Origin of the sequence: Streptomyces sp. NBC_01465 (assembly GCF_036227325.1) — a bacterium.
Taxonomy (GTDB): domain Bacteria; phylum Actinomycetota; class Actinomycetes; order Streptomycetales; family Streptomycetaceae; genus Streptomyces.
The window spans coordinates 5,411,857-5,434,144 of sequence record NZ_CP109467.1; the positions used below are offsets into that span (position 1 = coordinate 5,411,857).

Below are 22,288 nucleotides of genomic sequence, written 5' to 3' on the forward strand. Positions count from 1 at the left end.
GTACCAAACTTCACTTGCACGAGTGAATCGATAAAAGCATGCACGTTTCTTCACCCCCCGCCTTCCTATCGTGAGGGTGTCGCCCTGGACTCCGGTGGCTGTCCACTCGTTCCGAGCTATCGCCAAGGACTGCCGTGGGTGTGAAAGATCTGCCTGGAGTTCTTCCCGATTCAGGCCACAGTGCGCACAGTTACTCCAAGAACGGCTCCACGATCGTCGAGCTGCACGGCGAGATCGACCTCGCCACCGCCCCCGAGGTCCGGCTGCACATCGATGCGGCGACCGCCCTCGTCGGCTCCCGGCTCGTCGTCGACCTGCGCCCCGTCGAATTCATCGACTGCGCCGCCTTCGCCCTGCTCTGCCGCGCCCGCCGCAGGCTCCGGGACCGGGGAGGGACCATGGTGCTGGTCTGCGTCCGGCCCTGGCACCTCAAGCTGCTGCGCGCGGCCGGGCTCGGTGACTGCTTCCGGGTGGTGGAGACCGTCGAGGAGGCGGTGGCACAGGGCTGAGTTCGTAAAAGCGCGGGCCCTTCGGCGTCACTCTCCGTAGGGTCGGCTCCTATGAGCACCGATCGATCTTTCGAAGAACTCGTCGCCGAGGCAGACTCCGTCTCCGTGGCGGGCTGGGACTTTTCCTGGCTGGACGGCCGCGCCACCGAGGAGCGCCCCTCGTGGGGGTACGCGCGGGCGATGGGGGAGCGGATGGGGCGGGCGTCCGCCGCGCTCGACATCCAGACCGGCGGGGGTGAAGTCCTCGCCTCCGTACCGAAGTTGCCGCCGCTCGCGGTCGCCACCGAGGCCTGGCCGCCGAACGTCGCGAAGGCGACCGCGCTGCTGCACCCCCGGGGTGCGGTGGTCGTCGCGGACCAGGAGGAGCCGCCGCTGCCGTTCGCCGACGGGGCGTTCGACCTCGTGGTCAGCCGCCACCCGGTGAAGGCGTACTGGACGGAGATCGCCCGCGTACTGGCTCCCGGCGGTACGTACTTCTCGCAGGAGGTCGGCCCGGCGAGCGTCTTCGAACTCATCGAGTACTTCCTGGGCCCGCAGCCCGAAGGCCGCAAGGGCCGCGACCCGGAGGCGGCGCGGGCGGAGGCGGAGGCGGCAGGACTTGAGGTGGTGGACCTGCGGCTCGAGAAGCTGCGGACGGAGTTCCTCGACATCGGGGCCGTCGTCTACTTCCTGCGCAAGGTGATCTGGATGGTGCCGGGCTTCACGGTGGCGGAGTATCTGCCCCAACTCCGGTCCCTGCACGAGCAGATCGAGAAGGAGGGGCCGTTCGTGGCGACGACCGCACGGTTCCTCGTCGAGGCCCGCAAGCCCGCCGCGTAGAGGGCCGGCCGCCGTGGATGCCGTGCTCCTCGTGCTCACCCTCCTCGCGGGCCTGCTCGGCGCCGCCGCCGGGCTCCTCCTGCCGCGCCCCGCCCACCGGCTGTCGGTCGAGCCGGAGGAGCCCTGGCGTGCGACAGCGCCCGACGGCGCACCCCTCACCGGCTGGATCGGGCCCGCCCGCACCGCACACCGCGGGTGGTACGGACCGAGCACCCCGGTCACCGTCACCGTCACCGCACTGCTCTGTGCCGCGCTCGCACTATCAGCCGGACCTGTGCCCGAGCTGTGCGTCTGGCTGCTGATCGCGCCCGTGCTCGTACTGCTGGCCCTCGTCGACCGCGCCGTGAAGCGACTGCCCGACGTACTGACCCTTCCGCTCGCCGCCGCCACCGCCGCCCTGCTGGGTCTCGCGGCCCTGATTCCCGGCGCCCGGGGCTCCTGGATCCACGCCCTTCTCGGTGCCTGCGCGCTCGGCGGCGGTTACTACGTGCTGTTCCTCGTCAACCCGCGGGGGATGGGCTTTGGTGACGTCAAGTTGGCTACGTCACTCGGATTAGCTCTTGGGTGGTACGGGTGGGGGGTGTTGATGCTGGGCGCTCTCGCCGGGTTCGTCTACAGCTCCCTGTACGGGATTTCCCTGGTCGCGATGGGTAGGGCCACCCTCAAGACCGCGCTGCCCTTCGGCCCGTTCATGGTGGCCGGCGCTTGCACGGGTCTGCTGCTCGGCGGATTCGGAGCGTAGTTGCGGCACGTCGTGGCAGCGAGCACCACTTACGAAGGGTTATGGTGGAAACCCCCCCTCGGGCCGGTCCGTATCCCCCCCCACGGACCGGCCCGTTTTTTCTTCCGTCAGCCGCGCCCGGCCCAGATGTTGGCGCCCGCGGTGTCCACGGCGAAGGTGTCGATCTCCTTCAACTCCGCGTCGCTGAGCGGCGCTCCGGCCAGAGCCGCGACGTTCTCCTCCAGCTGCTTCACGCTCGACGCACCGATCAGCGCGGACGTCATCCGCGGGTCGCGCAGCACCCAGTTGAGTGCCAGCTGTGCGAGCGACTGACCGCGGCGCTTCGCGATCTCGTTGAGACCGTTGAGGCGGCGCAGCACCTCGTCCGAGAGCAGATCCGGGTTGAGGGACTTGCCCTGTGTGGCGCGCGAGCCCTCCGGGATGCCCTTCAGGTACTTGCCGGTGAGCAGACCCTGCGCGAGCGGCACGAAGGAGATGCAGCCCATGCCCGCCGTCTCCAGCGTGTCGAGCAGCGCGTCGTCCTCGGTCCAGCGGTTGATCATCGAGTACGACGGCTGGTGGATGAGGGCGGGAACACCCATCTCCTTCAGGATGGCGGCCGCCTGGGCGGTCTGCTCGCTCGTATAGGAGGAGACACCGACGTACAGCGCCTTGCCCTGCTGCACCGCGGAGGCCAGCGCGCCCATCGTCTCCTCGAGCGGGGTCTCCGGGTCGAAGCGGTGGGAGTAGAAGATGTCGACGTAGTCGAGGCCCATGCGCTTCAGCGAGGCGTCCAGCGACGAGGTCAGGTACTTGCGCGAGCCCCACTCGCCGTACGGGCCGGGGTGCATCAGATAACCGGCCTTGGTGGAAATGATCAGCTCGTCGCGGTACGGAGCGAAGTCCTGGGCGAAGAGCTTGCCGAAGTTGAGCTCGGCGGACCCGGCCGGCGGACCGTAGTTGTTCGCCAGGTCGAAGTGCGTGACTCCGAGATCGAAGGCGCGGCGCAGGATCTCGCGCTGGGAGTCGAGGGTGCGGTCGTCACCGAAGTTGTGCCACAGGCCGAGGGAGATCGCGGGCAGCTTCAGCCCGCTCCGGCCGGTCCGCCGGTACTCCATGGAGTCATAACGGTCACCGGCGGCGAGATAACGAAGAGAATCGGTCATGTCCCCTGACTATCACGGAGCTGTGACAGTCCGGGTTGGGTGGCAGTGACCCCTGCGCAGTACTGTGGCCACTTACCCCCACAGCCCTCGTGAGAGGAATCTCAGTGAACTTGCGCGACCTGGTGTACGGGCTCTACGCACGCCGGGTGGAAGGCCGCCTCGACCACGCCCAGGTGCCCAAGCACATCGGCGTCATCCTGGACGGCAACCGCCGCTGGGCCAAGGCCTCGGGCGGCACCGCCGCGCAGGGGCACAAGGCGGGCGCGGACAAGATCTCCGAGTTCCTGGGCTGGTGCGACGAGACGGACGTCGAGGTCGTCACCCTGTGGATGCTCTCCACGGACAACTTCGACCGCCCCGAGGACGAGCTCGTACCGCTCCTCGGCATCATCGAGGACACGGTCCGCGAGCTGGCGTCGGACGGCCGCTGGCGCGTCCACCACGTCGGCACGCTCGACCTTCTCCCCTCCCGTACGCAGTCGGTCATCAAGGAGGCCGAGCAGGCCACCCACGACCGCGACGGAATACTGGTCAACGTCGCCGTGGGCTACGGCGGCCGCCAGGAGATCGCCGACGCGGTCCGCTCGCTCCTCCTGGAGCACGCCTCCAAGGGCACCTCCTTCGAGGAGCTCGCCGAGATCGTCGACGTCGAGCACATCTCCGAACACCTCTACACCCGCGGCCAGCCCGACCCGGACCTCGTGATCCGCACCAGCGGCGAGCAGCGCCTCTCGGGCTTCATGCTCTGGCAGAGCGCCCACTCGGAGTACTACTTCTGCGAAGTCTTCTGGCCGGCCTTCCGCAAGGTGGATTTCCTGCGTGCCCTGCGTGACTACGCGGCACGCCACCGGCGTTACGGCGCCTGACCTCCCCGGCTGATCCTCTCTCTGGGCACATCTCCCTCACCCGCATATGCGGTGGGTGGCATGGCTTCGGGTGTTCGAGGGCATACCCCCTCGTGAGCAGCGTTCGAGGCAGCTCACCCGGGAGGCCCTTTGCACACGGAGCCCGCAGAGAAGAGCGGGGTGGGCCGGCGCTCGGCCCGTGCATCGTGGCCTGAGACCGGTTCCACCGCTCGCGACGTCGTCGCACCCCAACCTCAGCCGAGGGGGTACGTCCTTCCGTGGTGACCAGCACTAAGCGCCGCATGCCCGACAGGCGCACTTACGTTCTCGACACCAGCGTCCTGCTGGCCGACCCCAATGCCATGGCCCGATTCGACGAGCACGAAGTCGTGCTGCCGATTGTCGTGGTCACGGAGTTGGAGGCCAAGAGGCACCATCCTGAGCTCGGTTACTTCGCCCGGCAGGCGCTGCGCCTGCTGGACGACTTCCGGGTGAAGTTCGGCCGCCTCGACGCCCCCATCCCGATGGGCGAGCTGGGCGGGACCCTGAGGGTCGAGCTGAACCACTCCGATCCCAGCGTTCTTCCCGCTGGTTACAGGTTGGGGGACAACGACTCCCGCATTCTCGCGGTCGCACGCAATCTCCAGGCGGAGGGATACGACGTCACCGTCGTCTCCAAGGACCTCCCGCTGCGCATCAAGGCCTCGTCGGTCGGTCTGCTCGCCGAGGAGTACCGCGCCGAGCTCGCGATCACCGACTCCGGTTTCACCGGAATGTCCGAACTGCAGCTCTCCGCCGACCAGGTGGACCTCCTCTTCTCCGAGGAGACGCTGTACGTCCCCGAGGCGGCCGACTTCCCCGTCCACACCGGACTCGTGCTCCAGTCGGAGCGCGGCAAGGCGCTGGGCCGGGTCACCGGCGAGGGCAACGTCCGTCTCGTACGCGGCGATCGTGAGGCCTTCGGGCTGCACGGCCGCAGCGCCGAGCAGCGGATCGCGCTGGATCTGCTCCTGGACCCGGACATCGGGATCATCTCGATGGGCGGCCGGGCCGGCACCGGCAAGTCGGCGCTGGCGCTCTGCGCGGGGCTGGAAGCCGTACTGGAGCGCGGGCAGCACAAGAAGGTCATGGTCTTCAGGCCGCTGTACGCGGTCGGGGGGCAGGAGCTCGGTTATCTGCCGGGGTCCGAGGCCGACAAGATGGGCCCGTGGGCGCAGGCGGTCTTCGACACGCTCTCGTCCGTGACGTCGCGCGAGGTGATCGAGGAGGTCCTGGGGCGCGGCATGCTCGAGGTCCTGCCGCTCACCCACATCCGCGGCCGTTCGCTCCACGACGCGTTCGTGATCGTGGACGAGGCCCAATCCCTGGAACGGAACGTTCTGTTGACCGTTCTGTCCCGTATCGGGGCGAATTCCAGGGTTGTCCTCACGCACGATGTCGCCCAGCGCGACAATCTGCGGGTCGGGCGGTACGACGGTGTGGTGGCCGTCGTCGAGAAGCTGAAGGGCCACCCGCTCTTCGCGCACATCACCCTGACCCGCTCCGAGCGGTCGCAGATCGCCGCACTGGTGACCGAAATGCTGGAGGACGGCCAGATCTGAGGCATATGCCCTCGGTTACCCAGCAGTTGGCAGAACCGGAGCCGTCCGGCGAGGCGCAGCAGCCTAGCCGGGCGGCTCTTCGGTGCGCCTGCGTTTCCGGAAATCCGTTGGGGTAAACGACGTGTGAGCTTTCACACTCAGCAGATAATTGCCTTGCGGTGCCCCCGTCCGGCAGAGTCTCTCTTCCGTCAGGCCCCGCATACGGCACCCGTGCACCAAAGCACCACACAACTCCACATCTGACGCCGTATGCCGCCCGAGCACCACGCGGCTCTCCCGCAAGGGAGTTGCCCACCGGGCCCGTGCCTCCCGTGACCCAGCAGTTGGGAGGCCTGTGCCAGGGGCACGATTGCGTCCGCGGGGTCACCGGTGCGGGCGCTGCTGGAAGGAAACCGTGTGAGCCGGATTTCGGTTCGCGGATTCGCGGTGGCATCTGCCACTGCGGTCACCACCGTTGGCGCCGTCGTCGGCGTTGCCTCGGGCAGCACCCTGCCCGCGAACGACAACAACGACACAGCAGCTGCACCGGACACGACGCTCCTCGCGGACATTCCCACCGGCCAGCAGGCTCAGGTGCAGACCGCTTCCCTCAGTCAGCAGGCAGACGTCCAGGCCGCCCAGGCCGACGCGTCGGCCAAGAAGGATGCCGAGGCTGCGGCCCGCATCCAGGCTGCCAAGGACGCGAAGTCGAAGAAGGACGCCGCCGAGGCGAAGCTGAAGAAGGAGCGCGAGGCCAAGGAAGCGGCCAGCCGCTCCGAAGCCCGCTCCAAGATCAGCTACACCCAGCAGAGCTCGTACTCGGTGTCGCAGATCAAGGCGATGGCCCAGTCGATGATGGCGTCCGACCAGTTCCAGTGCTTCAGCAACATCGTGGAGCACGAGTCCGGCTGGAACTACCGCGCGACCAACCCCTCCTCGGGTGCCTACGGTCTCGTCCAGGCCTACCCCGGCTCCAAGATGGCCTCGGCCGGCGCCGACTGGCAGACCAACCCGGCCACCCAGATCAAGTGGGGCCTCAACTACATGGAGAACCGTTACGGCTCCCCGTGCGGTGCCTGGTCGTACTGGCAGACCCACCACTCGTACTGAGCAGCCTCAGCACTCAACTTCACAGAGCCCCTCACCGTCCTTCGGTGGGGGGCTCCGTGCGTGTACGGTCAGCCTCGAACCGAGCCGGGGGCACCACGGGGGAAGAAGGAACGACATGGCAGGACTGCCGGGATGGCTGGAGCGGCTCGGCGCCGAACTGACCAGCCTGGGCGAACGGCTGGAGGAACGCCGTGCGGAGGAGGACGTGAAGGCCGGCCAGGAAGAACCACAGGAATCACAGGCCGCCCCCGAACACGTACCCCCGCCGCCCGCCTACGCTCCCGCCGTGGCCCCCCGCCCCGACCCGGTGGCCGCCGTCCCCTGGGGGATGCGGGTCGCCGCCGAGGCGGGCTGGCGCCTGCTGGTCCTCGCGGGCACGCTCTGGGTCCTGATGAAGGTCATCAGCGCCATCCAGCTGGTCGTGTTCGCCTTCGTCGCGGCCCTGTTGGTCACCGCCCTGCTCCAGCCGACCGTGGCCCGCCTCAAGAAGATGGGCCTGCCGCGCGGCCTCGCCACCGCGGTCACCGCGATCTCCGGCTTCGTCCTCATGGGGCTCGTCGGCTGGTTCGTGGTCTGGCAGGTCATGGAGAACCTGGACACGCTCTCGACCAAGGTCCAGGACGGTATCCAGGAGCTGAAGCGCTGGCTGCTCAACAGCCCGTTCCATGTCACCGAGGACCAGATCAACCAGATCGCCAAGAACCTCACCGACACCATCGGCGCCAACACCAACGAGATCACCTCGACCGGCCTTCAGGGCATCACGGTCATGGTGGAGGTGCTCACCGGGATACTGCTGGCGATGTTCTCCACGCTCTTCCTGCTGTACGACGGCCCGCGCATCTGGCAGTGGACCCTCAAGCTGGCCCCCGCAGCGGCCCGCCCCGGCCTCGCGGGCGCCGGCCCGCGCGCCTGGCGGACGCTGACCGCGTATGTGCGCGGGACGGTGATAGTGGCCATGATCGACGCCATCTTCATCGGGCTCGGGATCTACTTCCTGAAGGTCCCCATGGCGGTCCCGCTGGCCGTCTTCATCTTCCTGTTCGCCTTCATCCCCCTGGTCGGCGCGGTCATTTCGGGCGCGCTGGCGGTGGTGGTCGCCCTGGTGACGGAGGGCGTGTTCACGGCGCTGATGGTGCTGATCGTGGTCCTCGCCGTACAGCAGATCGAGGGCCACATCCTGCAGCCGTTCATCCTGGGCCGTGCGGTACGGGTGCATCCGCTCGCGGTGGTGCTCTCCGTGGCGGCGGGAGGGCTGGTCGCGGGGATCGGCGGCGCGGTGGTCGCGGTCCCGCTGGTGGCGGTGACCAACACGATGGTGGGCTATCTGCGCACCTACAGCCGGGAGAACGCCCTCAGGACGGCACCGGCCCCGCACGGGGCGACGGCGGTCGAGGTGGCACCGGTACTGCCGAACGACGACAGAGATGAAAACGGGGGAACCGAGTGATATCAGAGCCGGAGATAGTGGGGGACTTCGGCGACAGCCAAGTCATGGACTTGGCCGGAGAGTTGGAGGGCCGCCCGCCGAGAGCGCCCCGGCCGCGCAGACCGTGGCTGTGGGCGCTGGGCGGGGCGGTGGTGGCGTCGGCGGTCTGGGGCGGGGCGCTCTTCGCGTACGAGCGCGGGCGCGACGACGGGGTGGACATCAAGGGGTACGCGGTGGGGGCCGATCTCTGCCAGAAGGTCCGGCTGAAGGCGCTGACCGCCGCGATCGGAGAGCGGGAGCGGGAGAACGATCCCGTCCGCTGGGACGACCGGAACAGCACTCTCGACCGGGCGCGCTGCACGGTGGGGATCCAGTCCGCCGAGGAGAAGGCGAAGGCGGAGAAGGAGAAGTCCTCGCTGAGCTACTCGGTGGGGCTGTCCGCCGCGCTGCACAAGGTGACCGATCCGGGCCCCGAGTTCCGGGCGACCCTCAGCAAGAACGACTGGTACGTCGACCAGAAGTCGAAGGTCGAAGAGGTTCCCGGCCTGGGCGACGAGGCGTACATGGTGACCACCAACGACGGGAACGCGGGCATTCCCGAGCTCCGGGTCCGGGACGGGTCGGCCGTGTTCACCCTGAACGTCGACATCTCCATGAACTCTTACGGGGATATGGAGGCGGCGGGGCCCAAGCCCCCGTCCACCGCGGAGATGGCCGCCCTCCAGCCCGCGATGATCGAGGACATGCGCGCGATGATGGCGGCGCTCAAGAAGTGAGAAGGGCCCCGGCGACAGGATCTGTCACCGGGGCCCGCTCATGTCGTACGCAACCGCTACTGCGCCAGCACCGCTTCCGCGTCCAGCGTCGTGCCGACCGCCTGCAGGACGGCCGCGATCTTGAAGGCCTCCTGGATGGTCTCGCGGTCGACCCCGGCCTTGCGGAGCACCTGCTCGTGCGAGTCCAGGCACTGGCCGCAGCCGTTGATCGCGGAGACCGCGAGCGACCACAGCTCGAAGTCGACCTTCTCGACGCCCGGGTTGCCGATGACGTTCATCCGCAGGCCCGCGCGGAGCGTGCCGTACTCGGGGTCGGAGAGGAGGTGGCGCGTCCGGTAGTAGACGTTGTTCATCGCCATGACCGCCGCGGCGGACTTGGCGGCGGTGTACGCCTCCGGGGAGAGGTTCGCCTTCGCCTCCGGCTCCAGCTCGCGCAGCACCTGCGGCGAGCGCGAGGCGATCGCGCAGGCCAGGACGGTGCCCCAGAGCTGCTGCTTCGGGAGGTCCGAGTTGCCGATGACCGAGCCGAGGTTCAGCTTCAGGTCCTTGGCGTAGTCCGGTATGGCGGACTTGAGTTCATCGAGCGCCATGGTCACTCACCGGCCAGGAGGGCGACCGGGTCCAGGGTGTTCTCGCCCTTGGTCCAGTTGCACGGGCACAGCTCGTCGGTCTGGAGCGCGTCCAGGACCCGGAGGACTTCCTTCGGGTTACGGCCGACGGAGCCCGCGGTCACCATCGTGAACTGGATCTCGTTGTTCTGGTCGACGATGAAGACGGCGCGCTGCGCGAAGCCGTCCTCGCCCTCGATGCCGAGGTCGCGCATGAGCTCGTGCTTCGAGTCGGCGAGCATCGGGAAGGGCAGGTCGGTCAGGTCCGGGTGGTCCTTGCGCCAGGCGTGGTGCACGAACTCGGAGTCGCCGGAGAAGCCGAGGACCTGGGCGTCACGGTCGGCGAACTCCTCGTTGAGCTTGCCGAAGGCGGCGATCTCGGTGGGGCACACGAAGGTGAAGTCCTTCGGCCACGCGAAGACGATCTTCCACTTGCCCTCGTAGGTCTTGTGGTTGATCTGCTCGAACTCCTTGCCCGCCTCCAGCGAAACACAAGCGGTCAGGTCGAACTCGGGGAACTTGTCACCGACAGTGAGCACGCGCACTCCTTGCAAAGGGGCAGGAATCCCTTTTGGGGCTTTCCTGGGGGTTGGACGGCTCACAGCGTGCCACAGGATGCATTGATCACGGAAATAGCTAGACTCGGTCGTGATGATCGGAGGTGCCTATCAGTGGCCACAGTAAGTAGGAGCAAGCAGAGCAAGCAGCCGAGCCTGGCGCAGCTGCGGGCGTTCGCGGCGGTGGCCGAGCATCTGCACTTCCGTGACGCGGCGGCGGCGATCGGGATGAGCCAGCCCGCGCTGTCGGGGGCGGTCTCGGCGCTGGAGGAGACCCTCGGCGTACAGCTTCTGGAGCGGACGACGCGCAAGGTGCTGCTGTCGCCGGCGGGGGAGCGGCTTGCGGCGCGGGCGAAGACGGTGCTGGATGCGGTCGGGGAGCTGATGGAGGAGGCGGAGGCGGTGCGGGCGCCGTTCACCGGGGTGCTGCGGCTCGGGGTGATTCCGACGGTGGCGCCGTATCTGCTGCCGACCGTGCTGCGTCTCGTACGGCGCGAGTACCCGGCCTTGGATCTCCAGGTGCACGAGGAGCAGACGTCGTCCCTGCTGGAGGGGCTGGCGGCGGGGCGGCTCGATCTGCTGCTCCTCGCGGTGCCGCTGGGGGTGCCGGGGGTGGCCGAACTGCCCCTGTTCGACGAGGACTTCGTCCTGGTGACGCCGAGGGACCACTGGCTGGCGGGCCGGGAGGACGTGCCGAGGGAGGCGCTGAAGGCGCTGGACCTGCTGCTGCTCGACGAGGGCCACTGTCTGCGCGACCAGGCGCTGGACGTGTGCCGGGAGGCGGGGAGGAGCGACGGGGCCGCGGTCACGACGACGGCGGCCGGTCTGTCGACGCTGGTGCAGCTGGTCGCGGGCGGACTGGGGGTGACGCTGCTGCCGCGGACGGCGGTACGAGTGGAGACGGGCCGCAACGAGCACCTGGCGACGGCGTACTTCGCGAACCCCGCCCCGTCCCGCCGCATCGCGCTGGCGATGCGGGTGGGGGCGGCGCGGGGCGAGGAGTTCGAGGCGTTCGCGGCGGCGCTGCGGGAGGCGATGAGACCGCTGCCGGTGTGGCTGAATTAGAGCCGGTCACTCTGTCCGCAGGCCGTCAGGTCGCATCAGCCGCCACAACGGCGGCAGGCTCAGCAGCGTCACCAGGAGCACCGCGCCCCCGCTGATCCCCGTCATCGCCGCCACCACGCTCCAGTCCACCGTGATCGAGTGGCCCACCATCGCCAGCAGCATCACACCGAGCCCTACGCCCACCACCGTCGACAGGATCAGCCCCAACGCGACGGGGATCGCCGTCTGCCAGAGCACCGACCAGCTCATCGTCGAACGCCGCGTACCGAAGGCCACCAGCACCGCCAACAGCCGTTTGCGCTCGCGGAGTTGTTCAAGGAGCGCGACCAGCAGGCTCACGCCGATGAGGAGCAGGACACCCGCGGTGCCGATGTAGAGACCCCGTCGCACCGAAGCGAACCGTTGGCTCTGTTCCGTCTCCGAGAGCCGCTGCACGCTGTAGAGCGGCGAGATCCCCGCGATGCTGTTCCGCGCCAGGTCGTTCGCGTCGGTCACCGCGGGATCCAGGCTCAGGAACATCCTCCGGCTGATCTGCCCCTCCTTGAGCGCCGGCAGCGCCCCCGGCGTGAGCAGCAGACCGCCCCCGTCCGTGCCCCCGTCGGGCGAGTTCCGTACGGTCACCGTCCGGGTGTCCGCCGGTACGGTCCAACTGATCGGCAGCGCGCGCGACTTGTCCGTGGGGAGGAGGCTCGAGCCGCTCAGGTACACCCGGTGTCCCGGCTTGGCCATCGCGACCGCGTTCGGGTCCCAGCCGCCCGTCGCGACGAACGCGTCGCCGTCCTTGCAGGACGAGCCGATGTTCGCGACCGCGCGCAGCGAGGCGCAGTCGCCGACGGTGAGGTCGCTGTACGACTCGTTGTACCGGGAGAACTTCGCCACCGAGGCGTTCCCGAGCGTGACCACCGAGCGCACCCCGTGCGTGGCCCGCAGCTTCGCCTCGACGTCCGCGCTCTGGGCCGCGGTCTTGTTGAGGCCGTACACGGACAACTGGTACCGGGAGACATCGGCGCCCGTCGTCTTCGTGTAGTCCCCGTCGATCCCCGTGAACAGCATCTGCAGCGCGATCGCCCCGGCGACGGCCACCGCGATCCCGTTGACCGTCCTGGCTGCCGTGCCGCTGGTCAACTGCAGCCGCCGTACGGCCAGTTGCCAGGCGGTCGCGCCCCCGCCGAGGCGGTTCACGACGGCCTCCACCACCCAGGGGAGCAGCGCCACGACCCCGGAAAGGAACAGCGTCGTACCGCTGATGACCTGGACCTTGTTGAAGCCGCCCCCGGAGCGGCCCTTGCCGATCATCGGGGCGAGCAGGACGAGTCCGGCGGCCGGCAGCGCCAGCCGCCACCAAACCCGGCGACGGCGTGCGGTCGCGGTCCGTACGACACCGAGCGGCTCGACGACCACCCCGCGCATCGACAGCAGCGTCACCCCGACGGCCGCCGCGGGCACGGCGAGCGCGACGAGCACCGCGAGGGCGGGCGAGGGGTCCACGTCGGCGGGGAAGAGATTGATCCCCGCGACGGTCATGTCGCCGATGAACTGCCGCCCAAGGAGGAAGAATCCGGCGCCGAGCACCAGCCCGACGAGCGCCCCGGCGAGCGCCTCGCCCGCCGCGATGCGCCGCGTCGCCTGCGCGTCAGCGCCGACCAGCCGCAGTGCGGCCAGCCTGCGGTCGCGGCGGTCGCCGCCGAAGCGGACGGCGGCGGCGATGAAGACGCCGACGGGCATCAGCAGCACGATGAAGATGATGACGACGAGCAGCGCCATCACCGGGTCCATGGGCTCCTGCTGCTGCTGACCGCCGTAGGAGCTGATCCGCCGGACCTCGCCGCTGCCCAGGGTGAGACTGTCCACGCCCCCGTAGTAGGCGAGTTCGTGCGGGCCGAGCAGCCCGGCGTCGGAGATCGTCCCGACGTCCTTGTACGGGATGCGCTCGCGCAGGAGCTTGCCCGCGGGGGAGTCGAGGAGGGCCCCGAGGGCGGGGGAGACCACCATCGTGCCCGTCGCGGGCAGCGAGCCGAGGCCCGGCGGGACGGGGGCGGCGGCGCTCTCGCCGTGCACGAGGCGGCCGCGGACGTCGTCCATTCCGTACTGCGTGTCCGTGATCGCCTGCAGGGTCGTGTCCCCGCGCTTGTCGGTCATCTGCGCCGTGAAGTCGTCGCGCGCCGCGCTGCGCTGGTCGCGCGCGGACAGGGCGCCGGGCACCGCGGTCGTGAAGAGCAGCACGGCGACGCCGAGCCCGACGCCGACGGCGGTCAGCAGGGTCCGCATCCAGCCCTCGCGGCCGCCCGCGACACCGAACTTGGCGCCTATGGACAGGTCCGTGGCCCAGCTGGACGCGCTCATACGGTGAACTCCAGGTCGCGGGACTTCCCGTCCCGTACGACGATTTCGCGGTCCGAGTACGCGGCGACCCGCGCCTCGTGGGTGACCAGGACGACAGCCGCGTTGGTGGAGCGGGCGGCCTGGGTGAAGAGCTCCATGACGCGCTCCCCGTTGAGGGAGTCGAGCGCACCGGTCGGCTCGTCCGCGAAGAGGACCCGCGGCGAGGTGACCAGCGAACGGGCGACGGCGACGCGCTGCCCCTGCCCGCCGGAGACCTCGCCGGGACGCTTCCCGGCCAGGTCGTCGACCTCCAGCTGCTCCATCCACTCGGCGGCCCTGCGCTCGGCCTCCTTGCGCTTGACCCCGTTGAGGCGCAGCGGGAGCGCCACGTTCTCGACGCAGGTCAACTCCGGGACCAGCTGGCCGAACTGGAAGACGAAGCCGAAGTCGCTGCGGCGCAGCGCGGAGCGGCCGGCGTCCGGCATCGAGGAGAGCTCGTGGCCGTTGTACGTGATGGTCCCGGCGTCCGGGCGGACGATCCCGGCGAGGCAGTGCAGCAGCGTCGACTTGCCGGAGCCCGAGGGGCCCATGACGGCGACGATCTCGCCGGGGTGGATGGAGAAGGACGCGCCGTCGAGGGCGGGGGTCTGCCCGTACGTCTTGTGCAGGTCCTTGGCGACGAGCAGGGAGCCGGCGGGGGCCGAGGGGGTCATGCCCGTACCTCCGTGGAGAGCTGGCCGAGGCGGGCCGCGGTCAGTTCCAGCCAGCGCAGATCGGCTTCCAGATGGAACAGGGCGTGGTCGCAGATCAGTTGGTCGGCGAGGTCGCCGCGGCGCTTGCGGTCGGTGAGGATGCGCATCAGCCGCAGGTGCTCGGCCCGCTGGGTGTCGAGGAGGTCGGCGGCGCTGCGGTCGGTCAGCAGGGCCAGGACGACCTTGGTGTAGAGCGTCGACTGGAGGTAGGGCTCGGGCTTCTCGGGCTGCGCGAGCCACTGGTCGACGTCGCTGACGCCGGCCTCGGTGATGGCGTACCGCTTGCGCTCGGGACCGCCGCCGGCCTCTATGCCGTCGACCTCCACGAGGCCGTTCTTCAGGAGCCGCGACATGGTCGAGTAGACCTGCCCGTAGTGCAGCGGGCGGTCGTGCCCGAACTTCTCGTCGAAGGCGCGCTTGAGGTCGTATCCATGGCGGGGGCCGGACTCCAGGAGCCCGAGCAGGGTGTGGCCGATTGACATGCCGAGCACTATACACACCACGTATACCTACAGTGCATAGTGGCCGACTTATGCGACATTTCGCACCTCATCGGTCAACTTCGGTCGGGATTGGCAACCTTGCGTGCGCTTCGCTCGTCGGTTCCCTAGAGACAGGTGCTGATTGTCACGTACGGAAAAGTGCGGATCAGCCGTCCTTTGTCCGTACGTGCGGTGTTAGCTTGCGAGCTGAGCTGACCTGGCAGAGAAGAAGGCGGAGCGTACAGAGCGATGGGCCGTGCAGAGGAGCGACGAGCCCGGCAGAGCGGGGCGCGCCGGGCGAAGCCGAAGAAGTCCGGCATACGCCGGCTCTTCACCTGGAAGAAGATGCTGGGCACGTTCTTCGGGATCGTGCTGCTCGGCATGGCCGCCTTCATCGGGCTCTATCTGTACGTCGACGTACCCACGGCCAACGCGGACGCCGAGCAGCAGAGCAACGTCTACAAGCTCGCCAACGGCAAGGTGATCGCCCGCACCGGAGAGATCAACCGGGAGAAGGTCGGACTCGACCAGATACCCACCGACGTCCAGCACACCTTCGTCGCCGCCGAGAACAAGTCCTTCTACGACGACAACGGCATCGACATCAAGGGCCTGGCCCGCGGCCTCTACAACACGGCCAGCGGCAAGGGGAAGCAGGGTGGCTCGACCATCACCCAGCAGTACGTGAAGAACTACTACCTCACCCAGGACCAGACCGCGACGCGCAAGCTCAAGGAACTGGTGATCTCCCTCAAGGTCGACCGGAAGTTCTCCAAGAGCGAGATCCTCGAGGGGTACATCAACACCAGCTACTACGGGCGCCAGGCGTACGGGATCCAGGCCGCGGCCCAGGCGTACTACGGCATCGACGCCAAGAAGCTCAACGTCGCGCAGGGCGCCTATCTCGCCTCGCTGCTGCAGGCGCCGAGTCAGTACGACTGGCAGGCGGCGACCGCCGAGGGCAAGCGGCTGGTCACCAACCGCTGGAACTACACCCTCGACAACATGGTCGAGAAGAACTGGCTGAGCGCCTCCGACCGTGCGGCCCTGAAGGACCTCCCGAAGCCCCGGGCGCCCAAGGCCGAGGCCGGGCTGAAGGGCGAGACCGGCTATCTGGTCAAGGCCGCCAAGCAGGAAATGATGGCGTCCGGCATCTCCGAGGCGGAGATCGACGCGGGCGGCTGGACGATCACGCTCAACATCGACGCCAAGAAGCAGGCGGCGCTGGAGAAGACGATCAAGGAGCAGGTCACCGACAAGCTGGACCCGAAGAAGCGGAAGGTCGACGCCGACCTCCAGGCGGGTGCGGTCTCGGTCGACCCGCACACGGGCGCGATCCTGGCGCTGTACGGCGGCACGGACTACCTCAAGCACGAGTTCAGCAACGCCAAGCGCACGGACTACCAGCCCGCTTCCACCTTCAAGCCGCTGATTCTTGCCGCGGCGCTGGAGAAGAAGGCGAAGACGCAGGACAACCAGGCGATCACCGCGGACACGATGTACAGCGGCAAGAGCAAGCGGCCGGTGGAGGGGAGCGACACCCCCTTCGACCCGCCCAACGAGGACAACGTCAGCTACGGCGAGGTCACCGTGCAGACCGCCATGAACAAGTCGATCAACTCGGTGTTCGCGCAGATGGGCGTGGACGTCGGGCTCGCGAACGTCAAGCAGCTGGGCATCGAACTCGGCCTCAGCCGGATGAAGACCGCCGAGAACGTTCCCGCGATGACGCTCGGTTCGTACGGTGCGAGCCCCATGGAGATGGCCGGGGCCTACGCCACCTTCGACAACCACGGCAAGAAGGTCACGCCCACCATCATCAAGACCGCGACGCACGCCAACCGTGAGCCGTACTCGAAGATGAAGGACGCGATCGGCGAGCAGGTGGTCAGCCGGTCGACGGCCGACGCGCTGACCTCCGTGCTGACCGGTGTGGTCGACGAGGGCACCGGCAAGGTCGTCAAGAACAAGGACCAGCAGGTGGCGGGCAAGACCGGTACCTCCGACAACAACAAGTCGGCCTGGTTCACGGGCTATACGCCGGATCTCGTCACCTCGGTGGGCCTCTTCGGTGAGGCGGCCACGCCGCGCACGGTGGACGGCGTGAAGATCCTCAAGGGCGGCCAGGTCACCATGAGCGGCGCCGCGGGCAGCCCCACGGGCCGTATCAACGGTGGTGGTTTCCCGGCGCAGATCTGGGCCGCGTACACCTTCGGGCTCGACATGAAGAACGCCAAGTTCGACCTGGACACCGACCAGGGCGCCGCCGTCGAGCCGACCTGGACCCCGTCCGAGACCCCGTCGGAGACGCCCTCCGAGACGCCGTCCAACACCCCGAGCAGGACCCCGTCGGAGACCCCGTCCGAGACGCCGTCGGAGACGCCCTCCGAGACGCCGGTGGATCCGGATCCGGGCCAGAGCAGCAGCGGGCCGCCGGACCCGGGCCAGAGCAGTTCGGCGCCCAATCCGGGCGGCAGTCAGAACGCCCTGCCGAACGACGACTAGGCGTTGCGGAGCACCGTCCAGAGGACGGCCGCACCGAGGATCAGAGCCTGGGTGCGGCCCCCGAGGGCGGGGCGCCAGTGGCGTCCGCGCACTCCGTTCCAGGCCCAGCGGGCCAGCAGGCCGAGGGCGAACGGGGAGGCGAGCAGCAGCATCCCGTTGTCGTGCCAGGCGGCCGTGAACCGGCCGTGCATCAGGTCGAACGCCATCCGCGTGCCCCCGCAGGCGGGGCAGAGCAGCCCGGTCGCCAGGCGGAACGGGCACCGGGGGAGAAGGTGCCCGGGCTCGTGCGGGTCGGTGCCGTAGAGGTACACCGCCCCGGCCGCCGCCCCCGCGAGTACCGCGAGGGGCGCGACGGCCGGGGACCAGGGGCGGCGGTCAGCCACCGCGCAGCACCCGGCCGTCGCTGTCGGTGGCGTTGTCGCTGGCCAGCATGATGATGGCGTCGACGAGGGCCCAGATGCCGAGGCCGCCGCAGGTGCAGAGCTGGGCGATGGCGATGCCGGTGTGCCCGGTGTAGAAGCGGCCGGCGCCGAAGCAGCCGAGGAAGAACTGGAGCAGGCCCGCGACGATCTTCGACTTGTCGGAGTACGGGCGGCCGTAGCGGTCGTAGCCGTACGGCGCGGCCGGGTCGCCCGTGTAGGTGCCGGGCGGCGGCGGGTAGGGGTAGCCGTACGGCGGCTGTTGGCCGTACGGGTTCGCGCCCTGCGGCGGCTGCTGCTGCCCGTACGGGTTCGCGTCCTGCGGCGGCGTCTGGCCGCCCGCCGGTCCCTGGCCGGTCCGGTCCTGGGGGGTCTCGTCGGACGGGGTCTGTTCGGACACGTGGTTCTCCTGCTCGTGTGGTCGGTGCCGCGCCATCATGCCAGTAGAGGCTGGCGACTTCGGCGCGGCCCGACCTCACCGCAGCGGCAGTTCGAACCACACCACCTTGCCGGTCGACAGCCGGGTCGCTCCCCACCGCCGGGCCAGCCGGTTCACCAGGAAGAGCCCGCGGCCGCCCTCGTCCGTGTCGCGGGCGCGCCGCTGGCGCGGGAGTTGGGGCGCGTCGTCGCCGACCTCGCAGCGCAGCACGTCCGTACGGAGCAGACGCAGCGTCACCGGACGCTCCGCGTACCGCACGGCATTGGTCACGACTTCGCTGACCAGCAGCTCCATCGAGTCCGACAGCTCCTCCAGGCCCCAGCGCGCCAGCGCCTTGCGGGCGAGCTTGCGGGCGCGGCCCGGCGCCTGCTCCTCCGGGTCCAGGTACCAGTACGCGACGTCGCTCGGCGCGATCCCGTCGAAGCGGGCGGCGAGCAGCGCGATGTCGTCGTCGCGGTCGCCCGGGCCGAGCATGTCCAGTACGTCGTCGCAGAGGGCTTCCAGCGGCGGCGAGTGGTCGGGTCCGGTCAACTGGGCGGTGGCGGCGAGGCGTTCGCGCAGCTGCTCGATGCCCGTCCAGACGTCGCGCAGCCGGGACTCGACGAGCCCGTCCGTGTACAGGAGCAGCGTGGCGCCCGCAGGGGCGTCCAGCTCGACGGCCTCGAAGTCGACCCCGCCGACGCCGATGGGCGCGCCCGGAGGGACACGCAGCACCTCGGCCCGCCCTCCCAGGTGCAGCAGTACGGGCGGAGGATGGCCGGCGTTGGCGATGGTGATGCGGTGCGCGACCGGGTCGTAGACCGCGTACAGGCAGGTCGCCATCCGGTCGGAGCCGAGCCGCTGCGCCTGCTCGTCGAGGTGGTGCAGCACTTCGGCGGGCGGCAGGTCCAGCTGCGCCAACGTCTGTGCGGTGGTGCGGAGTTGGCCCATGATCGCGGCCGAGGTCATGGAGTGTCCCATGACGTCCCCGACGACGAGTGCGACCCGGCTGCCCGGCAGCGGGATCGCGTCGTACCAGTCGCCGCCCACGCGCGCGGTCTCCGCGGCGGGCAGATAGCGCGAGGCCAGCTTCACGCCGGTCGGCTGGGGGAGCGAGTCGGGCAGCATGGTGCGCTGGAGCTCGTCGGCGATGTACGCCTCGCGCCCGTACAGCACCGCCTTGTCGATGCCGAGCGCGGTGTGCGTCGCCAACTGGGCTGCCACGAGCAGGTCGTTGGGCTCGAAGGAGGGCCCCTCGGGGCGGCGGATGAAGACCGCGGCGCCGATCACCCGGCGTCTGCCCCTGAGCGGGGCCAGGATCGTACGATGCCCGGTCGGGACCGGGTGGCCGCCGCCGAGCAGCTCGGGCAGTGCGGCGCGGGCGGCCGCGGAGTCGCCGAAGACCGGGCGTACGCCCCGGAGGACCTCGGCCAGCGCGCCCCCGGACCGGACCTCGCAGAGCTCGGCGGCGAGAGGCTCCAACGCCTCTTCCTGATCGGTCTCTTCAGGTAAACGCAGCCGGTCCGTGCGGCGCAGCCGCAAAACGAACGGGGTCACCGGACGCTCGTCGCCCACCGGCAGCGGGTCCCGGAGGAAGACGAGTATCGCGTCCGAGAACGTCGGCACGGTCGCCCGGCACAGCCCGAGCACGATCTCGTCGAGGTCTATGCCGCGCGCGATGCGGCGCGTCGCCGCACCCACGAACCGCAGCCGGTCGCCCTCGGGACGCGCGGGGGCCGCGGGCGCCGGGATCGCCGCCGCGGCGGCGATGTCCTTGGCGGCCTTGGCCTCGTCCGCGTCCGCCTCCTGGCGCGGACGGGTACGTTCGTACGGCCTGGCAGCGGTGGTGGGCTGCCGGCCTTCGTGGGAGGTGGAGTGCTCCGTCACGCGTGGGGTTCCGTCCGTCCGGGGCAGGTGTGCGGTGCAACCGCTTCGTGGAGTCGTATACCCGCTGTCATGGCCGCACCCCCCTGTAGTGACATTCGGTCAGATAGTGCACCGCGCCCGGTTCGTTGGCGGTTTTCAATTCGTTGCAGGGCGCAGCCTTACGGAAGCCGATCCTACGTTTGGACCCCGGGGGCGCATCAAGGGTCTCACGCAGGCATATGCGCCGGGGCGCGATCCCAGTCGTTCGGCAGCTCAGGAACAGGCCATCGTGCGTCGGGCCGCCACTTCTCCCACCCGTCGGAGAACGGCGCACCCCACGCCTCGACGGCCGCGACAGCAGAACGCCCCGCTTCAGTTACGTGCCGGGCCTCGTCCGCGTTCATCAGCCCGTCGCGCTGGGCCTGCGCGAACTCGTCCTCGTCCAGCCAGCGCCAACTCCGGTCCGGCTCCACGGCGATGTCCAGAAAGTGGTCCACGGAGTCGACGCCGCCGGCCCAACGGGTGCGCGGCGCCTCGAGGTTCACGTACCAGTTCCGGAAACGCCACCCGCGATCCCAGAACAGCCACACCGACCAGGGCTCCCCGGGCCGCGCCAGCTTGAGCACGCCCATACCGAACCACTGGGAGCGCTCGACGGTGCGGGCCTTGGTGTAGCGGGTCGCGAGGGGCTCCTGGTGCACGGGGGTGCCGTCGGCGATGACGGGGCGTACGCACTCGGTGCCGGGGGCCATCCAGACGGCGAGGAGATCGTCGGTGTCCTGGACGACCGTGACGGGCCGGCAGATGTGGGGGTCGCCGGAGGCGTTGCCGAGATAGCGCCAGAGGATGTGATCTCCGGGCGCCCAGTGTTGGTTACCTCCGGTGCCTGTCATGAGCAGATCTTAGTGACGGGCAGGGGCCGCCGCTGCGATCCACGTCACGGGTGCGTCATGCCCAGCACGTCCAGGGCGGAGTCCAGTTGCTCCAGCGTCAGGTCGCCCCGCTCGACGTAGCCTCCCTCCAGCACCGTCTCCCGGATCGTCTGCCGCCGCGCCAGCGCCCGCTTCGCGACCTTCGCCGCCTCCTCGTACCCGATGTACTTGTTCAGCGGCGTCACCACCGACGGCGACGACTCCGCGTACTCCCGCGCCCGCTCCACGTGCGCCGTGATCCCGTCCACCGTGCGGTCCGCCAGCAGGCGCGTGACATTGGCCAGCAGCCGCACCGATTCCAGTACGTTCTTCGCGATCACCGGCAGCATCACGTTCAACTCGAAGTTGCCCGCGGCCCCGGCCGCCGCCACCGTCGCGTCGTTCCCCGTGACCTGCGCCGCCACCATCAGCACCGCCTCGGGGATCACCGGGTTCACCTTCCCCGGCATGATCGACGACCCCGGCTGCAGATCCGGCAGCGAGATCTCCGCCAGGCCCGTGCGCGGCCCCGACGCCATCCACCGCAGATCGTTCGCGATCTTCGTCAGACCGACCCCGATCACCCGCAGCTGCCCGGACGTCTCCACCAGACCGTCCCGCGCCCCCTGCGCCTCGAAGTGGTTGCGCGCCTCGGTGAGCGGCAGCCCCGTCGCCCGCGCGACCTCCGCGATGACCGCGGCCGAGAAGCCGGGAGGAGTGTTGATCCCCGTCCCCACCGCGGTCCCCCCGAGCGGCAGCTCGGCCAGCCGCGGCAGCGACGCGTGCAGCCGCTCGACCCCGTACCGGACCTGCGCCGCGTACCCCCCGAACTCCTGCCCCAGCGTCACCGGCGTCGCGTCCATCAGATGCGTACGCCCCGACTTCACGACCTCCGCGAACTCCTCCTCCTTGCGCTCCAGCGCCAGCGCCAGCTGCTCAAGTGCCGGGATCAGATCGGCGGTTACGGCCGCCGTGGCCGCGATGTGGATCGACGACGGGAACACGTCATTGGACGACTGGGAGGCGTTGACGTGGTCGTTCGGGTGCACGTCGCGCCCCAGCCGCTCGCTCGCCAGCGTCGCCACGACCTCGTTCATGTTCATGTTGGAGGAGGTGCCGGAGCCGGTCTGGAAGACGTCCACCGGGAACTGGTCGTCCCACTGCCCGCCCGCGACCTCCCCGGCCGCGTCCGCGACCGCCCCGGCGATGTCCTTGTCGAGGACCCCGAGCTCCGCGTTGACCTTGGCCGCGGCCGCCTTGATCCGGGCCAGCGCCTCGATGTGGGCGCGCTCCAGGCGCTGCCCGGAGACGGGGAAGTTCTCCACCGCGCGCTGGGTCTGCGCCCGCCATTTGGCGTCGGCGGGGACCCGTACCTCGCCCATGGAGTCGTGCTCGATGCGGTACTGCTGCGTCATGGTCCTACCTCCG

General features: G+C 69.5%; 21 protein-coding genes. 10 read left to right on the forward strand and 11 right to left on the reverse strand.

What is annotated here, in order from left to right; translation table 11 throughout:
• Positions 1-140 precede the first annotated feature (140 nt).
• From OG707_RS25570 to OG707_RS25580, 3 genes are read left to right on the forward strand one after another with little or no spacing between them, the layout of a single operon-like run.
• Positions 141-509, forward strand: coding sequence for an anti-sigma factor antagonist (locus tag OG707_RS25570; RefSeq protein WP_329122176.1), 369 nt, complete (start codon positions 141-143; stop codon positions 507-509).
• 51 nt (positions 510-560) lie between these two features.
• On the forward strand, positions 561-1,328 hold the full coding sequence (locus tag OG707_RS25575; protein ID WP_329122179.1) for a class I SAM-dependent methyltransferase: 768 nt from the start codon (positions 561-563) through the stop codon (positions 1,326-1,328).
• 13 nt (positions 1,329-1,341) lie between these two features.
• On the forward strand, positions 1,342-2,070 hold the full coding sequence (locus OG707_RS25580) for a prepilin peptidase (protein WP_443071389.1): 729 nt from the start codon (positions 1,342-1,344) through the stop codon (positions 2,068-2,070).
• Positions 2,071-2,177: 107 nt separating this feature from the next.
• Here OG707_RS25580 and mgrA read toward each other — a convergent pair whose 3' ends face one another.
• Positions 2,178-3,215 (reverse strand): L-glyceraldehyde 3-phosphate reductase, encoded by a 1,038-nt coding sequence (mgrA, locus tag OG707_RS25585; RefSeq protein WP_329122181.1) that lies wholly within the window; start codon positions 3,213-3,215, stop codon positions 2,178-2,180.
• Positions 3,216-3,319: 104 nt separating this feature from the next.
• On the opposite strand from mgrA, the gene OG707_RS25590 reads away from it, so the two are divergent.
• The 5 genes from OG707_RS25590 to OG707_RS25610 all read left to right on the forward strand — a co-directional run bounded on the left by OG707_RS25590 (position 3,320) and on the right by OG707_RS25610 (position 8,955).
• Positions 3,320-4,081 carry an isoprenyl transferase gene (locus tag OG707_RS25590; protein WP_329122183.1) on the forward strand — a complete coding sequence of 254 codons (762 nt, stop codon included), beginning with the start codon at positions 3,320-3,322 and terminating at the stop codon, positions 4,079-4,081.
• Between the two features lie 257 nt (positions 4,082-4,338).
• Positions 4,339-5,661: a PhoH family protein gene (locus tag OG707_RS25595; protein WP_329122185.1), complete on the forward strand. Its 1,323-nt coding sequence runs from the start codon at positions 4,339-4,341 to the stop codon at positions 5,659-5,661.
• A 396-nt stretch (positions 5,662-6,057) separates the two neighbouring features.
• Positions 6,058-6,750, forward strand: coding sequence for a transglycosylase SLT domain-containing protein (locus tag OG707_RS25600; protein WP_329122187.1), 693 nt, complete (start codon positions 6,058-6,060; stop codon positions 6,748-6,750).
• A 115-nt stretch (positions 6,751-6,865) separates the two neighbouring features.
• Entirely contained in the window at positions 6,866-8,200 is a 1,335-nt protein-coding gene (locus OG707_RS25605) for an AI-2E family transporter (RefSeq protein WP_329122189.1), read from the forward strand.
• Positions 8,201-8,244: 44 nt separating this feature from the next.
• A complete protein-coding gene (locus OG707_RS25610; RefSeq protein ID WP_329122191.1) occupies positions 8,245-8,955 on the forward strand; it encodes a hypothetical protein in 711 nt (236 codons plus the stop codon).
• A 56-nt stretch (positions 8,956-9,011) separates the two neighbouring features.
• Here OG707_RS25610 and OG707_RS25615 read toward each other — a convergent pair whose 3' ends face one another.
• On the reverse strand, positions 9,012-9,545 hold the full coding sequence (locus OG707_RS25615; protein WP_329122192.1) for an alkyl hydroperoxide reductase: 534 nt from the start codon (positions 9,543-9,545) through the stop codon (positions 9,012-9,014).
• Positions 9,546-9,547: 2 nt separating this feature from the next.
• Positions 9,548-10,102, reverse strand: a complete 555-nt coding sequence (locus tag OG707_RS25620) for a peroxiredoxin (RefSeq protein WP_329122194.1) — start codon at positions 10,100-10,102, stop codon at positions 9,548-9,550.
• 132 nt (positions 10,103-10,234) lie between these two features.
• Between OG707_RS25620 and OG707_RS25625 the strand changes: the two genes are divergently transcribed.
• Positions 10,235-11,185 carry a hydrogen peroxide-inducible genes activator gene (locus OG707_RS25625; RefSeq protein ID WP_329122196.1) on the forward strand — a complete coding sequence of 317 codons (951 nt, stop codon included), beginning with the start codon at positions 10,235-10,237 and terminating at the stop codon, positions 11,183-11,185.
• Between the two features lie 6 nt (positions 11,186-11,191).
• Here OG707_RS25625 and OG707_RS25630 read toward each other — a convergent pair whose 3' ends face one another.
• Genes OG707_RS25630 through OG707_RS25640 form a run of 3 tightly spaced genes read right to left on the reverse strand, consistent with a single transcriptional unit; the run spans position 11,192 to position 14,741 of the window.
• On the reverse strand, positions 11,192-13,528 hold the full coding sequence (locus tag OG707_RS25630) for an ABC transporter permease (RefSeq protein WP_329122198.1): 2,337 nt from the start codon (positions 13,526-13,528) through the stop codon (positions 11,192-11,194).
• Positions 13,525-14,220 carry an ABC transporter ATP-binding protein gene (locus tag OG707_RS25635; RefSeq protein WP_329122200.1) on the reverse strand — a complete coding sequence of 232 codons (696 nt, stop codon included), beginning with the start codon at positions 14,218-14,220 and terminating at the stop codon, positions 13,525-13,527. The genes OG707_RS25630 and OG707_RS25635 overlap by 4 nt, the downstream gene beginning before the upstream one ends.
• The gene (locus OG707_RS25640; RefSeq protein WP_329122202.1) at positions 14,217-14,741 is read right to left on the reverse strand and encodes a PadR family transcriptional regulator; all 525 of its coding nucleotides are present in this window, start codon (positions 14,739-14,741) and stop codon (positions 14,217-14,219) included. The genes OG707_RS25635 and OG707_RS25640 overlap by 4 nt, the downstream gene beginning before the upstream one ends.
• A 249-nt stretch (positions 14,742-14,990) precedes the next feature.
• Here OG707_RS25640 and OG707_RS25645 point away from each other — a divergent pair, with 249 nt between their 5' ends.
• Positions 14,991-17,246: a transglycosylase domain-containing protein gene (locus OG707_RS25645; protein ID WP_329122205.1), complete on the forward strand. Its 2,256-nt coding sequence runs from the start codon at positions 14,991-14,993 to the stop codon at positions 17,244-17,246.
• On the opposite strand, the gene OG707_RS25650 is transcribed toward OG707_RS25645, so the two are convergent.
• From OG707_RS25650 to OG707_RS25670, 5 genes are all read right to left on the reverse strand, one after another.
• Positions 17,243-17,629, reverse strand: a complete 387-nt coding sequence (locus tag OG707_RS25650; RefSeq protein WP_329122207.1) for a DUF2752 domain-containing protein — start codon at positions 17,627-17,629, stop codon at positions 17,243-17,245. The genes OG707_RS25645 and OG707_RS25650 overlap by 4 nt on opposite strands.
• A complete protein-coding gene (locus OG707_RS25655) occupies positions 17,622-18,065 on the reverse strand; it encodes a TM2 domain-containing protein (RefSeq protein ID WP_329122209.1) in 444 nt (147 codons plus the stop codon). Before OG707_RS25655 ends, OG707_RS25650 begins: the two co-directional genes overlap by 8 nt.
• Positions 18,066-18,140: 75 nt before the next feature.
• Positions 18,141-19,970 carry an ATP-binding SpoIIE family protein phosphatase gene (locus OG707_RS25660; RefSeq protein WP_329122212.1) on the reverse strand — a complete coding sequence of 610 codons (1,830 nt, stop codon included), beginning with the start codon at positions 19,968-19,970 and terminating at the stop codon, positions 18,141-18,143.
• Between the two features lie 206 nt (positions 19,971-20,176).
• Complete coding sequence (fomD, locus tag OG707_RS25665; protein ID WP_329122213.1) at positions 20,177-20,842, reverse strand: cytidylyl-2-hydroxypropylphosphonate hydrolase; 666 nt, start codon at positions 20,840-20,842, stop codon at positions 20,177-20,179.
• 44 nt (positions 20,843-20,886) lie between these two features.
• On the reverse strand, positions 20,887-22,275 hold the full coding sequence (locus OG707_RS25670) for a class II fumarate hydratase (protein WP_329122215.1): 1,389 nt from the start codon (positions 22,273-22,275) through the stop codon (positions 20,887-20,889).
• Between the last annotated feature and the right edge of the window lie 13 nt (positions 22,276-22,288).

Excerpts from the sequence above, each read along its gene's own strand:
- mgrA (WP_329122181.1), bottom strand. The coding sequence starts at position 3,215 with ATGACCGATTCTCTTCGTTATCTCGCCGCCGGTGACCGTTATGACTCC.
- OG707_RS25630 (WP_329122198.1), bottom strand. The coding sequence starts at position 13,528 with ATGAGCGCGTCCAGCTGGGCCACGGACCTGTCCATAGGCGCCAAGTTC.
- OG707_RS25605 (WP_329122189.1), top strand. The coding sequence starts at position 6,866 with ATGGCAGGACTGCCGGGATGGCTGGAGCGGCTCGGCGCCGAACTGACC.
- OG707_RS25635 (WP_329122200.1), bottom strand. The coding sequence starts at position 14,220 with ATGACCCCCTCGGCCCCCGCCGGCTCCCTGCTCGTCGCCAAGGACCTG.
- OG707_RS25670 (WP_329122215.1), bottom strand. The coding sequence starts at position 22,275 with ATGACGCAGCAGTACCGCATCGAGCACGACTCCATGGGCGAGGTACGG.
- OG707_RS25575 (WP_329122179.1), top strand. The coding sequence starts at position 561 with ATGAGCACCGATCGATCTTTCGAAGAACTCGTCGCCGAGGCAGACTCC.
- OG707_RS25645 (WP_329122205.1), top strand. The coding sequence starts at position 14,991 with ATGGGCCGTGCAGAGGAGCGACGAGCCCGGCAGAGCGGGGCGCGCCGG.
- OG707_RS25615 (WP_329122192.1), bottom strand. The coding sequence starts at position 9,545 with ATGGCGCTCGATGAACTCAAGTCCGCCATACCGGACTACGCCAAGGAC.
- OG707_RS25610 (WP_329122191.1), top strand. The coding sequence starts at position 8,245 with ATGGACTTGGCCGGAGAGTTGGAGGGCCGCCCGCCGAGAGCGCCCCGG.
- fomD (WP_329122213.1), bottom strand. The coding sequence starts at position 20,842 with ATGACAGGCACCGGAGGTAACCAACACTGGGCGCCCGGAGATCACATC.
- OG707_RS25640 (WP_329122202.1), bottom strand. The coding sequence starts at position 14,741 with ATGTCAATCGGCCACACCCTGCTCGGGCTCCTGGAGTCCGGCCCCCGC.